The organism is Pseudomonas sp. B21-040, assembly GCF_024748695.1.
Lineage (GTDB): Bacteria > Pseudomonadota > Gammaproteobacteria > Pseudomonadales > Pseudomonadaceae > Aquipseudomonas.
In genome coordinates this window covers 6,091,840-6,107,027 of the sequence record NZ_CP087176.1, presented here as the reverse complement: position 1 = coordinate 6,107,027, position 15,188 = coordinate 6,091,840, and the positions used below count along the sequence as shown (strand labels likewise).

Annotated in this window: 9 protein-coding genes; 7 read left to right on the top strand and 2 right to left on the bottom strand. The window is 57.9% G+C overall.

The features are described from left to right. Positions 1-1,806: a phenylacyl-CoA dehydrogenase gene (locus tag LOY55_RS28010; protein ID WP_046029935.1), complete on the top strand. Its 1,806-nt coding sequence runs from the start codon at positions 1-3 to the stop codon at positions 1,804-1,806. 77 nt (positions 1,807-1,883) lie between these two features. Here LOY55_RS28010 and LOY55_RS28005 read toward each other — a convergent pair whose 3' ends face one another. Then, complete coding sequence (locus tag LOY55_RS28005) at positions 1,884-3,671, bottom strand: hypothetical protein (protein WP_258667143.1); 1,788 nt, start codon at positions 3,669-3,671, stop codon at positions 1,884-1,886. A 1,188-nt stretch (positions 3,672-4,859) separates the two neighbouring features. Between LOY55_RS28005 and LOY55_RS28000 the strand changes: the two genes are divergently transcribed. The 4 genes from LOY55_RS28000 (at position 4,860) to LOY55_RS27985 (ending at position 12,248) form a co-directional block, all read left to right on the top strand. Beyond that, the gene (locus tag LOY55_RS28000; protein WP_046030063.1) at positions 4,860-6,953 is read left to right on the top strand and encodes a cytochrome-c peroxidase; all 2,094 of its coding nucleotides are present in this window, start codon (positions 4,860-4,862) and stop codon (positions 6,951-6,953) included. Between the two features lie 152 nt (positions 6,954-7,105). Beyond that, the gene (locus LOY55_RS27995; RefSeq protein ID WP_109785567.1) at positions 7,106-8,395 is read left to right on the top strand and encodes a GGDEF domain-containing protein; all 1,290 of its coding nucleotides are present in this window, start codon (positions 7,106-7,108) and stop codon (positions 8,393-8,395) included. A 90-nt stretch (positions 8,396-8,485) separates the two neighbouring features. Then, positions 8,486-10,282, top strand: a complete 1,797-nt coding sequence (locus tag LOY55_RS27990; RefSeq protein ID WP_223522853.1) for an acyl-CoA dehydrogenase C-terminal domain-containing protein — start codon at positions 8,486-8,488, stop codon at positions 10,280-10,282. Positions 10,283-10,469: 187 nt separating this feature from the next. Further along, a complete protein-coding gene (locus LOY55_RS27985) occupies positions 10,470-12,248 on the top strand; it encodes an acyl-CoA dehydrogenase C-terminal domain-containing protein (RefSeq protein WP_109785565.1) in 1,779 nt (592 codons plus the stop codon). Between the two features lie 227 nt (positions 12,249-12,475). Here the strand turns inward: LOY55_RS27985 and LOY55_RS27980 are convergent, their stop codons facing one another. After that, positions 12,476-13,405 (bottom strand): LysR family transcriptional regulator, encoded by a 930-nt coding sequence (locus LOY55_RS27980; RefSeq protein ID WP_223522851.1) that lies wholly within the window; start codon positions 13,403-13,405, stop codon positions 12,476-12,478. 169 nt (positions 13,406-13,574) lie between these two features. On the opposite strand from LOY55_RS27980, the gene LOY55_RS27975 reads away from it, so the two are divergent. After that, positions 13,575-14,816, top strand: a complete 1,242-nt coding sequence (locus tag LOY55_RS27975) for an aspartate aminotransferase family protein (protein WP_223522849.1) — start codon at positions 13,575-13,577, stop codon at positions 14,814-14,816. Positions 14,817-15,022: 206 nt separating this feature from the next. Beyond that, on the top strand, positions 15,023-15,181 hold the full coding sequence (locus tag LOY55_RS27970; RefSeq protein ID WP_003228885.1) for a YqaE/Pmp3 family membrane protein: 159 nt from the start codon (positions 15,023-15,025) through the stop codon (positions 15,179-15,181). Positions 15,182-15,188 lie beyond the last annotated feature (7 nt).

The window sequence follows — 15,188 nt, the reverse complement described above, 5'->3', positions numbered from 1 at the left end:
ATGCCTGACTACAAGGCCCCCTTGCGTGATATTCGCTTCGTTCGTGACGAATTGCTCGGCTACGAAGCGCACTATCAGAGCCTTCCGGCTTGCGCAGACGCAACTCCGGACATGGTTGACGCCATTCTCGAAGAAGGCGCCAAGTTTTGTGAGCAGGTACTGGCGCCGCTGAACCGCGTGGGCGACACCGAAGGCTGCACCTGGAGCGAGTCCGGCGTTAAAACGCCGACTGGCTTCAAAGAAGCCTACAAACAATTCGTCGAAGGCGGCTGGCCTAGCCTGGCCCACGACGTAGAGCACGGTGGCCAAGGCCTGCCAGAGTCTCTGGGTCTGGCTGTGAGCGAAATGGTTGGCGAAGCCAACTGGTCGTGGGGCATGTACCCAGGCCTGTCGCACGGCGCGATGAACACCATTTCCGAACACGGCACGCCTGAGCAACAAGACGCGTACCTGACCAAACTGGTTTCCGGTGAGTGGACCGGCACTATGTGCCTGACCGAACCGCATTGCGGCACCGACCTGGGCATGTTGCGCACCAAGGCCGAACCTCAGGCCGACGGTTCCTACAAAGTCTCCGGCACCAAGATCTTCATCTCGGCCGGTGAACACGACATGGCCGACAACATCGTCCACATCGTACTGGCTCGCCTGCCGGATGCACCGGCTGGCACCAAAGGTATCTCGCTGTTCATCGTTCCAAAGTTCATGCCGAACGCAGACGGTTCGATCGGCGCACGCAACGCAGTAAGCTGTGGTTCCCTGGAACACAAGATGGGCATCCACGGTAACGCCACTTGCGTGATGAACTTCGACGCGGCCACCGGTTTCCTGATCGGCCCGGCGAACAAAGGCCTGAACTGCATGTTCACCTTCATGAACACCGCACGCCTGGGCACCGCGCTGCAAGGTCTGGCCCACGCCGAAATCGGCTTCCAGGGTGGCTTGAAATACGCTCGCGATCGTCTGCAAATGCGTTCGCTGACTGGCCCGAAAGCGCCGGACAAGGCTGCCGACCCGATCATCGTTCACCCAGATGTACGTCGCATGCTGTTGACCATGAAGGCATTCGCCGAAGGCAACCGCGCGATGGTTTACTTCACCGCCAAGCAAGTCGACATCGTCAAGTACGGCGTGGATGAAGAAGAGAAGAAGAAAGCCGACGCACTGCTGGCCTTCATGACCCCAATCGCCAAAGCGTTCATGACCGAAGTCGGTTTCGAATCCGCTAACCATGGCGTGCAAATCTACGGCGGCCACGGCTTCATCGCCGAGTGGGGCATGGAGCAGAACGTTCGCGACAGCCGCATTTCGATGCTGTACGAAGGCACCACCGGTATTCAGGCACTCGACCTGCTGGGCCGCAAAGTGTTGATGACGCAAGGCGAGGCCCTGAAAGGCTTCACCAAAATCGTCCACAAGTTCTGCCAGACCAACGAAGGCAACGAAGCGGTTCAAGAGTTCGTCGCACCACTGGCTGCATTGAACAAAGAATGGGGCGAGCTGACCATGAAGGTCGGTATGGCGGCCATGAAGGATCGCGAAGAAGTCGGCGCGGCCTCCGTGGACTACCTGATGTACTCCGGTTACGCCTGCCTGGCCTACTTCTGGGCTGACATGGCGCGTCTGGCTGCCGAGAAACTGGCTGCCGGTACTTCCGAAGAGGCGTTCTACACCGCCAAGCTGCAGACTGCGCGCTTCTACTTCCAGCGCATCCTGCCGCGTACCCGCACTCACGTTGTCACCATGCTGTCGGGCGCTAACAACCTGATGGACATGAAAGAAGAGAACTTCGATCTGGGCTACTAAGGCCTAAACGCAGTCCTTAAAAAACCGCCGCCCCGAAAGGGGCGGCGGTTTTTTTTTGCGCTGAGGTCAGGCCTTGATCACCATGGCGTCGGATCCAGGGGGCCGACGCCAGTCGGGGTGCTCACGCCTTCGCCGTTACGTATGAACGGCAGATGCCAGAAGTCGTTAGGCACCACAGGATCGCCAGGCTTGACGCCTTCTGGAAAGATGAACTCAAACACCGGCGCCACATACTGTCCGGCAATCAGTCCATTGGCGACGGTCAGCCTGCCCGCATTCTGGATGCAACTGTCCACGGCGGTCTGGGACAAGCTCTGCTGTGGAACGCAAAGTGACCGCGCAACGACGCGCAAGGTACGTGTCGGCTGGCTAAGTAGCCCTGCGGGCGATTTGGTCGCACGTAATCTGGCGCGTTGTGGCTGAGGACCCGTGTTCTGTGTGGTAATACCACCCGAGGCTCCCAGGCAACTGGCCGCAAGGCCCAGCGCAGGGTTGCATTCACCCGTCATCTCATAGGGTGTAACCCAGCGATTGGTTTGCACACCTGTCGATGGATTGACATCTATCAGATAGATGTCGACCGGGGTCTTGATATCGGTGGTCGAGGCTTCAAGGAAAATCCGGTCCTGCGTCTCCTGGGCTACTCCGCTGATGGCTGTTGCAGCCGGGTCGGCCGTACCGATGCCAAACTCCCCGATAGCCATGTAGCTGGGCTGAGAACCAGGCTGAGTGTAGATCCCGACATTCGCCTCGATCGTGTGTGCAGAGACGAAGTCCGGGGCTCCCGTTGTGGCTGACTTGAACAAAGTACCGGACCAGCTGATGAAGTCGCCGACTTCGAAGGGGGCCTGTTGAGTCGGATCGGGGTCCGTCGCCGTGCGTGTAGCATCGCTGAATCTCTTCATGACGTACTGGCTGCAATAGACCTGCCCCACCGCTGGCCCTGAGAGTTCCCCACTGGCCGGAGGCGCAACACCGGCCTGGCTGAAATTGCGGCAGTTGTTGGTCGTGGTCGGGGTGACCACTTTTGGCCGGTTTTTCTGTGGGCAGAGCGCATCGTCCCCGGAAATCGTGCGCGGCACGCACATCGGGTAGCCGGTGGCGGCATGGATGGTCGGGTTGGCATCATCGACGGAGAAGCGTGGGTCGGGGCTTTGGGCACGGCCAAAACGTCCGTTCGGGTCGTTGATCTGAATAATCGTGGGTTGTGTCGGGTTCCCGCTGTCAACTTCGAGGTTGCCGTTGGTGTAGTCGATCCGGGTGATGAAACCGTTACCCGCGTTGAATGATTGCTGGGAGACAAAGATCAGCCCGGCAATCTGCTTGTTGGAGACGTTATTGCCTACCACATGGATCTCGAACGAGGGATAAGCCGCCGCTGATTTTCCGAGCGCCAGGGTTCCACCCCTGACGAAGTCGGCCCAGGTCAGGGTGTTGGCCGGCATCTGCATAACGGTGTTGCAAGGGACAACAATCGTGACGCCGTTCAACTGGACAGTCCCTCCGAAGCGGCCCGGGTCGCTGGTACTGGGGCAATTCGAATTGGTGGTGTCCAGGGTCATGTTTTGGATAAAACCGGTAACGTCAAACCCATTAATCGCAGTCGGGTTTGTAAAAATCGGATCGGGCAGTGTGGGTGTCGTGAACGGCGAGGGCAAACCCGGGGGCTTGGCAGTCCCGCCACCACCGCCGCCACCACCGCCACCGCCAGCTCCGTTTTTGGCAAATGCATCTCCGCCACCACTAATGGCCAGTGCGACAGCGACGGCACTGGCGAGCAGAACTTGGCGACTGAAGATGCCGTTGAATCGTTTGTGAGGCAGCGGCGGTATGGCGAGCGTTTTTTCGTACAAAGATAAGCTCATGGCTCACTCCAGTATCTTGCAAGACCAATTGCCGGCCAATCGAGATCGTAGATCTGCTGATGCGCTGAATCCTGCGCAAGAAAAACGCAAAGCCGTGAGTGTCGAATTTGGGCTCGATCCAGCGGAATAAGTGCCTGTGTACGGTCGACACTTGCCGTTCGGATGTTTTCACCTGCGTTGCGTCGGCCGGTTACGGACGCACGCGAGAGACATTTCCTTGAGCCTGAGGCGTACAAAGCAGTTGTCGTGCCTGTTTTGAAACAATTAGACACAAACAGTCGCCAGCGCACTCGGAATGCGGGCTGCGCGGCCAAGGATGGTATTGCGCACAACACTACCGAATTAATACCCACCAACATAGGGGGGGATATATACCCAAGTTCGGGAGTGTGTGAGGTGAAGTTTAAGTGTTCGCTGGGGGAGTTCGGTCCTAAGTACTGAATGAGAAATGTTGTCTATATCTACTCCGGGCGGAATGATATTGCAAGAAAAAAATATTTAAGTATTAGTCGTGAAGTTTTTGTTTTGATATTAAATAAAAGCCATAGCTCGCGCAGTGTAACTTGTACACGCGCGGAGTTTATATTTTATGAATGTTTATCCCCCCTGATGACCTAGTTTGTAAGCGGGGCGTAAATGAATTTAGTTCCATGGAAGTGTGGTGAGCAATTGCTATGCCAGGCTGGTAAGTAATAATCATGGAAAATATTTTCCTTTATATTCATTGGCTTGTGATTGTTTGTGTAAGCCGGTGTTGGCATGTATTGGGGGATTGCACCCAGTAATGGGGGAAGTTCACCATGTTTGAGGTATGTCTGTAGTCGTTGTTGGTATGTGGTGTCGGGTGTGTTTGCAAGGCATTTCTATTTGTATTGATTTAAATAAAAATATTGATTTTTTTGTTACTGAAATTTTTTGTTACAGCTAGAGTTGGGTTAAGCGCACCCGTCGGTGCGACAGAGCAATGTCTTAATCAAACCTGAGCCAAGAGAGCACTTTGCCAGTTAAGCGTCGCCTTGCCCGAGCCATTTCGAGTGGTGTAACTAATCGTGCAAGCAGCAAGATTTATGGCGATGAGTTCATCTCGCAACAGGATAATCCCGGAGCTTGGCTACTCCGCACTGAATCGAGAATGTCATGATGTTTAAGTACTTGGACCTCTTTCGAATCACCCGTTTAGCCTGTGCGATGGCGGGGGCTCTTTTGACCATCGGTCTACCGGTCGCGAGTGCCTGGGCCGCTGACCCGGTAGCGGTCGATCCGCCCGTACTGGACGTGCCCACTCTGCAATCGCTGCGTGGACTGCTCCCGCCCGACCCGTCGGGAACCGAAGGCGGGCGCAAAGTCGACCTCATGACTGACTACGTGCTCAATCGCTCTGCGGCGGTTCTCTTGGGCAAAGCGCTGTTCTGGGACATGGAGATCGGCAGTGACGGTTCGACGGCTTGTGCCTCCTGCCACTTCCACGCGGGTGTTGATCACCGCACCACCAACCAGATCAACCCCGGTCAGGCGAATACTAACGCGAACGTTTCGTCGATCTTCAACAAGCCGTTCACCGCCTCGGACATTCCAGGCGACGTGCCGAGCTACACCACCAAATCAGGAGGCAAGGGCGGCCCGAATTACCTGCTGAAGAAAGACGACTTTCCGACCCATGTATTGGCTGATCCGATGGATCGCAATTCGGCGATTGTCTATTCGACTGACGATGTGATCGGGTCCCAGGGCGTATTCGACGCCAACTTCGTCAAACCCCATCAGGCACGTTTCGACAAGTGCATTCAGCAACCGGACGGCATCTTCCAGGTAGGTGGCATCAATGTTCGCCGCAGCACCGGGCGCAACGCACCCACGGTGATCAATGCCGCGTTCAACGTGCGTAACTTTTGGGATGGCCGCGCCAATAACGTCTTCAACGGCTTCTCTCCATTTGGCAATCGCGATCCTGACGCCGGGATTTTCGTGACCAGCGATCGCAGTGGCGTGGCGACCAAAGTCAGACTGGCGCTCAAGGATGCTTCCGCCGCTTCGCAAGCGGTAGGGCCTCCCGGCAGTCCGGTGGAAATGTCCTGCGGCGGTCGTACGTTCGCCGACATTGGCCGACGCATGCTCGACACCTTGATGCTCAAGCAGCAGCGGATTTCCTCTACCGATTCGGTACTGGGGCCAGTGTCCAGCGCCCGCCGGCCGACCTACCGTGAGCTGATCAAGAACGCGTTCCAGCCGCGCCTGTGGAATGCCACGCAGCAGGTCTCGCTGGGTGGTGCGCCATACACCCAGATGGAGGCGAACTTCCCGCTGTTCTTCGGGCTGGCGATTCAGATGTATGAGTCCACGCTGATCTCGGACCAGGCGCCGTTGGATGCCTATTTGCAGGGCGATCATACGGCCATGAACGACCAGCAGGTCCAGGGCATGAATCTGTTCCTGGGCAAGGGCAAGTGCATCAGTTGCCATGGTGGTGCGGAGTTGACCAACGCCGGCAGCCGGTTGCTGTTCCATCCTCGGGAACGGATCGAGCGCATGGTGATGGCCGACAACCTGACCACGCTGTATGACAACGGCTTCTACAACACCGGGGTGCGTCCAACGTCGGAAGACCTGGCGCTCGGTGGCTCGGATGCCTGGGGCAATCCATTGTCCTTCACTCGCGAGTACAACACCGTACTCCAGGGCGGCCAGATCCCTGACCCGCTGGAGGTCGATGTGTGCACCTTCGAAGCGCTTTTGAGCCCGGCGATCCCTTGTGATGCGACGCTCAAGCCGAATGTCGGTTTTCGCGACGCGGTCGATGGCGCCTTCAAGACGCCGACTCTGCGTAACATCGCGTTGACCGGACCGTATTTCCACAACGGCAGTCGCGCGACGCTGCGTCAGGTCATGGAGTTCTACAACCGTGGCGGCGACCGGCGTGGTGAGGATGCCAGCAACACCAGTGGCTTCGACCACCCAGCGGTCAATCAGCACAACGGCTCAAACCTCGACCCGGACATGACTCGGCTGAACCTCACCCCGGATGAAGTGGATGCGCTGGTCAAATTCATGGAAGTCGGACTGACCGATCCTCGGGTCGCATGGGAACGGGCGCCGTTTGATCATCCGTCGCTGGTACTGGCACAGGGCGAAAAGGGTGATGAAAACTCCGTCGGGCAAAAGCCGGCGAGTCCGAAGATCACTACCCGACAAGCGCAGGATGCCGAAATCCAGCTCAAACCGGTCGGTGCTGAAGGTCGCCCAAGTCTGGAGGGGCCGCTGCAACCGTTCAACAACGACCTGTAATCATATTTCCCTTTACGTCACTGGCGGCTGATGCTCGCCAGTGACGCTTTTTTGTAAATGCCGCAGTATTTCACTCAGCAAATCGGGGTTTCTGCCGTTACAGTTGGTGGGCACAATGCCATCTATTTGTCATGACGGTCGGAGCTTTACCCTTGCCGCGTTCTTCCGCTGTGCGTTTCAGCCATTTCCTACCGTCGATACTGCTCTTGCTTGCGGGACTTGCGGCTGCCTATATCAAGGAATTGAACGTTTTCTTCACCTCGCTGTTCAACGTGCTACCGACTCTGGTGCTGTTGCTCGGCGGTGCGTACTGCGCGGTTTATCGACGTCAGCGTGAGCTGTTTCTGATGGTCACGGTGTACATCGCCTACTTTCTGCTCGACACCCAAACCGACTACTACCGCGACAACGGCAAAGTCCGTGATGACGCAGCAGTGGTTTTCCACCTGTGTTGCCTGTTGCTGCCGCTGATGTTTGGCGTATTCGCCGCCTGGCAGGAACGCACACACTTGTTTCAGGACATGGTGGCGCGCTTTGCTGTGTTGCTGGCCGTCGGCAGTGTGGCGTTGGGGCTGGAGCAAAGTTACCCACAAGCCTTGCTGATATGGCTGTCCGAAATCCGCTGGCCGGCGCTGCATGGCGCCTGGATGAGCCTGATCCAGCTGTCCTATCCGGTGTTCATCGCCTCGTTCTTGCTGCTGAGCTGGCAATACTGGCGTAACCCAAGACCTTTGCATGCGGCTCAACTGGTCGGTTTGCTCGGTTTGTTCTGGGCACTGCCGAAAACCTTCATTCTGCCGTTTACCCTCAACATCATGTGCAGCCAGGTGATGTTGATGATTGCGGCGGCGGTCGCCCACGAAGCCTATCAAATGGCCTTCCGTGACGAACTCACCGGCCTGCCGGGTCGTCGTGCCTTGAACGAGCGGATGCAGCGGCTGGGGCGTAATTACGTGCTGGCGATGAGCGACGTCGATCACTTCAAGAAATTCAACGATACCCATGGTCATGATGTGGGTGACCAGGTGCTGCGCCTGGTGGCCAGCAAACTGTCGAAAATTGGCGGAGGCGGTAGGGCGTATCGCTACGGCGGTGAGGAATTTGCGCTGGTGTTTGCAGGCAAGACGCTCGAAGAGTGCATGCCGCACCTGGAAGTCATTCGTGAATCCATCGCCACCTACAGTATTCAGTTGCGCAATCAGGACAACCGCCCTCAGGACGATCAGCAGGGACGTCAGCGCCGCTCGGGCCCCGGCGCGTCCAGTGTGTCGGTCACCGTCAGCATCGGCGTCGCCGAACGCGTGGATCAGCGCACCCCCGAAAAGGTCCTCAAGTCCGCGGACGAAGCGCTCTACAGCGCCAAGGGCGCCGGGCGAAACTGTGTGGTGGCATTTGGTCAGACGCGTCGTGGCGCCGTGCGAATGGACGCCGCTGCGGGTTGAGTGATGATGGCGCATTCAGCGTCTGGACTGTGATTGTTCGGCGTGGTGGGCGGCAGTAGGTTTGAAGCATCTGCTGACGGAGAAACGACCATGCCTGAGTACAAAGCTCCCCTGCGCGACATGCGCTTTCTGATTGACCACGTCTTCGACTTTCACGCCAATTACGCCGCGCTGGGTGCCACTGAGGCCAGTCCGGACATGGTCAACGCGATCCTCGAAGAAGGTGCGAAATTCTGCGAGAACGTGCTTGCGCCATTGAATCGCAGCGGCGACGAAGAGGGCTGCCATTTCGACAATGGCGTGGTAACGACGCCTACAGGCTTCAAGCAAGCTTTCGCACAATACGTTGAAGGGGGCTGGCATGGTCTGGCGGCTGATCCGGCTTACGGCGGGCAAGGCTTGCCAAGTTCCCTGGGCCTGGTCATCAGCGAAATGGTCGGTTCCAGCAACACCTCGTGGGGCATGTACCCGGGATTGACCCATGGTGCGATGTCCGCGATCCACGCCCACGGCACCGAAGAACAGAAGCAGACCTACCTGAGCAAACTTACCGCTGGCCAGTGGACAGGCACCATGTGCCTGACCGAAGCCCATTGCGGCACCGACCTGGGCATCATCAAGACGCGGGCCGTGCCGTCAACCGATGGCAGCTATGCAATCTCCGGAAGCAAGATTTTCATCTCGGCCGGCGAGCACGACATGAGTGACAACATCATTCATCTGGTGCTGGCGAAACTACCGGATGCGCCGGCAGGCACCCGAGGCATTTCGCTGTTTATCGTGCCTAAATTCCTGCCCGGTGGCGACGGCGAGGCGGGCGAACGCAACGCTGTTTCCTGCGGCTCTATCGAACACAAAATGGGCATCAAGGCATCGGCCACTTGTGTGCTGAACTTCGATGGCGCCAAAGGCTTCTTGATCGGGGAGCCGAACAAGGGCCTGAACTGCATGTTCACCATGATGAACCACGCACGCCTCGGCACCGGGATGCAGGGGTTGTGTCTGGGGGAGGCGAGCTTTCAGGGCGCCATCAAGTACGCTAACGATCGCTTGCAAATGCGCTCGCTGACCGGCCCGAAAGCGCCAGAAAAAGCCGCCGATCCGATCATCGTGCATCCTGACGTGCGCCGGATGTTGCTGACCATGAAAGCCTTCAACGAAGGTAACCGCGCGTTGACTTACTTCACCGCGCAATTGCTGGACGTGGCGAACTTGAGCCCGGATGAAACCGCACGCCAGGACGCCGAAGACCTGTTGGCCTTTTTGACGCCAATCTGCAAAGCCTTCATGACTGATACCGGGCTGGAGGTGACCAACCACGGCATGCAAGTGTTTGGCGGGCACGGCTTCATTCGTGAATGGGGCATGGAGCAATTGGTTCGCGATTGCCGGATTGCGCCGATCTACGAGGGGACCAATGGCATTCAGGCGTTGGACTTGCTCGGGCGAAAAGTGCTCGGCAGTCAGGGCAAGCTGCTGCGTGGCTTCACCAAAATCGTGCACACATCCTGCGCGGCGAACGCTGGGCATCCGCAGCTCGCCAGCTATGTGGCGCAGCTCAACGAGCTGAATCAGCAGTGGGGCGAACTGACCACCAAGGTCGGCATGGCAGCGATGAAGAATGCGGACGAAGTGGGCGCGGCATCAGTGGATTATTTGATGTACAGCGGTTACATCATCCTTGGCTATCTCTGGCTGCGCATGGCACTGGTGGCTCAGGCGCAACTCGATGCGGGTAGCGGTGATGCCGATTATTGTCAGGGCAAGCTGGCGACCAGCGAGTTTTACTTCAAGCGCTTGTTGCCGCGTACGGCGGCTCATCGCGCGGCGATAGAGGCTGGGAGTGATTGCCTGATGAAGCTGCCGGCAGCGCTGTTCGCACTTTAGTCTTTTAAATCCGCCACATTGGAGCCCGCATCATTGCGGGCTTTTTAATGACCCGACAGTCAGTGACTAAACATTACAAAAGGGTCATGGGCTGACCCTATGTGTCGCAAAAGTTGTTGGGTTACACTCGGACCCAACGAAAGCACCACTCCTACGAATCACCTGTTTAGATCTTGCGAGGTTTGCCATGGCTGACTACAAAGCGCCCCTGCGCGATATGCGCTTCGTTCTCAATGAAGTTTTCGAGGTCGCCAAACTCTGGGCCGAGCTGCCTGCGCTGGCCGAGACCGTCGATGCGGAAACCGTCGAAGCCATTCTCGAAGAAGCCGGCAAGGTCACCAGCAAAAGCATCGCGCCGCTGAGCCGTGCGGCTGACGAAGAAGGTTGCCATTGGGCGGACGGTGCGGTCACCACGCCGGCAGGTTTCCCGCAGGCTTATCAGACTTATGCTGAAGGCGGCTGGGTCGGTGTCGGTGGCGATCCTGCCTACGGCGGCATGGGCATGCCCAAAGCCGTGTCGGCTCAGGTCGAAGAAATGGTCAACTCCGCCAGCCTGTCGTTCGGTCTGTACCCGATGCTGACGGCCGGTGCCTGCCTGTCGATCAACGCCCACGCCAGCGACGAGCTGAAAGCTGCGTACCTGCCAAACATGTACTCCGGTGTCTGGGCCGGTTCCATGTGCCTGACCGAGCCGCATGCCGGTACTGACCTGGGGATCATCCGCACCAAGGCCGAGCCTCAGGCCGACGGTTCCTACAAAGTCAGCGGCACCAAGATCTTCATCACCGGCGGTGAGCACGACCTGACCGAGAACATCATCCACCTGGTGCTGGCCAAGCTGCCGGACGCGCCGGCGGGGCCGAAAGGTATTTCGCTGTTCCTGGTGCCGAAGTTCATGGTCAATGCCGATGGCAGCCTGGGTGCGCGCAACCCGGCAAACTGCGGTTCGATCGAACACAAAATGGGCATCCAGGCGTCCGCGACCTGCGTGATGAACTTCGACGAAGCCGTGGGTTACCTGGTCGGTGAGCCGAACAAAGGCCTGGCGGCGATGTTCACCATGATGAACTACGAGCGTCTGGGCGTGGGCATTCAGGGCCTGGCCACCGGCGAGCGTTCTTATCAGAACGCCGTTGAATACGCTCGCGACCGCCTGCAAAGCCGTTCGCCGACCGGCGCGCAAAACAAAGACAAAGTGGCTGACCCGATCATCGTCCACCCGGACGTACGTCGCATGTTGCTGACCATGAAAGCCTCGAACGAAGGTGGCCGTGCGTTCTCGACTTACGTTGCCATGCAACTCGACACCGCCAAGTTCAGCGAAGACGCGACTACCCGCAAACGCGCTGAAGACTTGGTGGCGTTGCTGACGCCAGTGGCCAAGGCATTCCTGACCGACCTGGGTCTGGAAACCACCGTTCACGGCCAACAGGTTTTTGGCGGCCACGGTTACATCCGCGAGTGGGGCCAGGAGCAACTGGTGCGTGACGTTCGTATCACGCAGATCTACGAAGGCACCAACGGCATTCAGGCACTGGACCTGGTCGGACGCAAAATCGTCGGCACCGGCGGCGCGTTCTACAACCTGTTTGCTGACGAAATCCGTCATTTCACCGCGACCGCCAGTGCTGATCTGGCCGAGTTCACCAAGCCGCTGAATGATGCGGTAACGACCCTCGACGAGCTGACCGCGTGGTTGCTGGATCGCGCCAAAAACAACCCGAATGAAATCGGTGCGGCGTCGGTCGAGTACCTGCAAACCTTCGGTTATGTGGCATATGCCTACATGTGGGCACTGATGGCCAAGGCTGCGTTGGGCAAAGAAGCGCAGGACGACTTCTACGCGAGCAAGCTGGGTACGGCGCGGTTCTATTTCGCACGCTTGTTGCCACGTATTCACTCGCTGAGCGCGTCGGTGAAAGCCGGTAGCGAGTCCCTGTTCCTGCTGGATGCTGCGCAGTTCTGACAAGGTAACGTCATGTAAGCAATCTCTTACATGACGTGCTGCTGTTTTCCCATAGGCGTAGATTGGATCCACAGTTAATCTACTTCACATGGACGTCGCGCAGGAAGCGCAAAGCAACAACACGGACACGTAGGATTCTGCCAGGACGGCGGAGTGAAATGGATGTCAGGGAAACAGTCTGCAAAGCCCCGCTTCGGCGGGGTTTTCTTTTGCCTGCAGAAAAGTGCTCAGCTCAGTCCGTCCAAGGTCGTCGAGCTATTCAAGCGCTGATCCGGACCGTTCATCACTTCTTCCAGCAGCGTGCGTAACAAGGCCAGTGAGGCCTGTTGCCGCTGTACATCGCGACACACCAATCCGACTCTCAGCGACACACGTGGCTCGGTCAGTGGTTTCCACAGCAACTCGTTATTACCGAGTGCCTTTTGCGAACGTCCTGGCAGCACCGTCGCCAGTCGGGTGTGTGGCAGGCTGTCGAGAATCCCCGCCATGTTATTTAGTTCGGCCTGCACCTGCGGGCGCCTTCCTAGGGCGGCGAGCTGCGTCTGCCAGATCTGTCGCACCTGAAACTCTTCTCCCAGTAGCAGCATCGGCAACTCGGCGGCCTGGCTCATGGAGACTTTCTTGAATTCGCGCAACGGGTGGTCAGCGGGAATGACAAGAGTCAGTTCGTCTTCGTACAGCATCACCCCATGCAACCCTGGCTGCCTGGGTGGCAGGTAACTGATGCCAATGTCCAGTGAACCATTAAGCAGGCGTCGCTCGATTTCCAGCCCGGTCAGTTCGTAGATCTGCACCACCAGATGCGGTTGGGCTTTGCGCACCCGTTCGAGCATTTGCGGCACCAGACTGGTGTGGACCGTCTGCAACACGCCAATCGCCAGTGTGCGCAGCGCCTGTCCCTTGAAATTGCCCAACGCTTCACGCGCGCGTTGCATGCCGTCAAGTAAAGGCAATGCATGGTTGTACAACGTGTGGGCGGCCAGGGTTGGCAGCAGGCGTTTGCTGCTGCGTTCAAACAGGCTCACATCGAGGTTCTGTTCGAGGTGGCGGATCTGCTGGGATAACGCCGGCTGGGAGATTGAAAGCCGCTCGGCGGCCCGGCCGACATGGCCTTCTTCGTAGACCGCGACGAAATAACGCAGTTGCTTGAAATCCATAAGTAACGCTTATTGAAAATGCTGGAAAATCGAAATGGCTCAAGGCCGTGCCTGCGCCTAGTCTAACCGCATTCACAAGGCTTACAGGGCCGCAAAGCACCATGAATTCTGTTTGCAGCGAGACTGTTTACATAGGTAAGGCAAAAAACCTCAAGCGAGGTTTTTTCGGATGAATTTGTTCAGTTTGCGGCGTAGTCCGCCCAGTCTTGATGATTTGGCGGTCGACACCTTCCAGCCCACCCACCACCACAACCCTTCCAGCGAGTACATGATGCCCAGCGTCGAGCGGCCGAAACAGATTTTCGTCCGTGGTCAGGGTTCCTGGTTATGGGACAGTGAGGATCGTGCTTACCTGGATTTCACTCAAGGTGGTGGGACCAATAGCCTGGGGCACAGTCCTTCGGTATTGGTTCAGGCGATTTCGCAACAGGCTCAATCACTGATCAACCCCGGTTTTGCGCTGCACAACCGCGGCCGGCTCAACCTTGCGGGGCGTTTGTGCACCGCGACTGGCAGCGATCAGGCGTACCTGCTCAACAGTGGCAGCGAAGCCTGTGACGCGGCAATCTCCTTGGCGTGTAAATGGGGCGAGCGTTATCGCGGTGGTGCCTCGCGCATTATCGTTGCCAGCAACAGTTGCCATGGCCGTCATCTGGCAACGATGTCGGCGTCGGACGTGCACCACGTTCCCTTCAATGATCTGGCGGCCATGCACGCGGCGGTCGACGCCCGGACCGTGGCAATCATGCTTGAACCGATCCAGAACGATGCGGGCGTGATCCCGGCCACTGAGCATTACCTCAAGAGTGTGGAACGGCTGTGTCGCGAACTGGGCATTCTGTTGATCCTCGATGAAGTACAAACGGGCATCGGGCGTTGCGGCACTCTGCTCGCCGAACAGTCCTACGGCGTTCGGGCCGATGTCATCGTTCTCGGCAAAGGACTCGGTGGTGGTGTGCCACTGGCGGCGCTGCTGGCACGGGGCAAGGCGTGCTGTGTTGACGTCGGCGACCTGAGCGGCAGCCATCATGGCAATGCCCTGATGACCGCTGCCGGCCTGGCGGTGCTCGACAGTGTGCAGGACAAAGGTTTTCTCGAGCATGTCGCGCAGACCGGCCAGCATCTGCGCGAAGGACTGCGGCTTTTGTCCCATCGCTATGGCCACGGCGAATTGCGCGGGCAAGGGCTGTTCTGGGGGCTGACGTTGTCCGACGATTCGGCTGACGCTGTCGTCAAAGCCGCGTTGTACGAAGGTTTGCTGCTTGACGCCCCACAACCCGATTGTTTGCGCTTCACCCCGGCCCTCACCGTCAGCAACGCCAACATCGACGAAATGCTCCTGCGCCTGACCCGCGCCTTCTCCCGGGTGCGCACTGCACAGTTGCAGTGCCGAAAAGGGATTGCGGTCTGATCAGACTCGTCCCACACAAACACCAGAACCGTCTCGCGGTAATAACGCATCGCCCCACGTTTGATCCTTTCGCGTGGGGCGTTTTTTTGTCTGCAAAACCTGGCGAAGTGTCGGCGCTCGGTAATCAGTGCACTGAACCCTGACGCACGACACAGGTCGATTAGGTGTATGGCTCGCGTGAGCCCATTCAAATCAGGAGCTACCCCATGGACTTTATTCGAATCATCATCGCCATTCTGTTGCCGCCATTGGGTGTGTTTCTGCAGGTCGGATTTGGCGGGGCGTTCTGGTTGAACATTCTGCTGACCTTGTGCGGTTATATTCCCGGGATTGTGCACGCGGTGTACATCATCGCCAAGCGCTGAGCCAGGC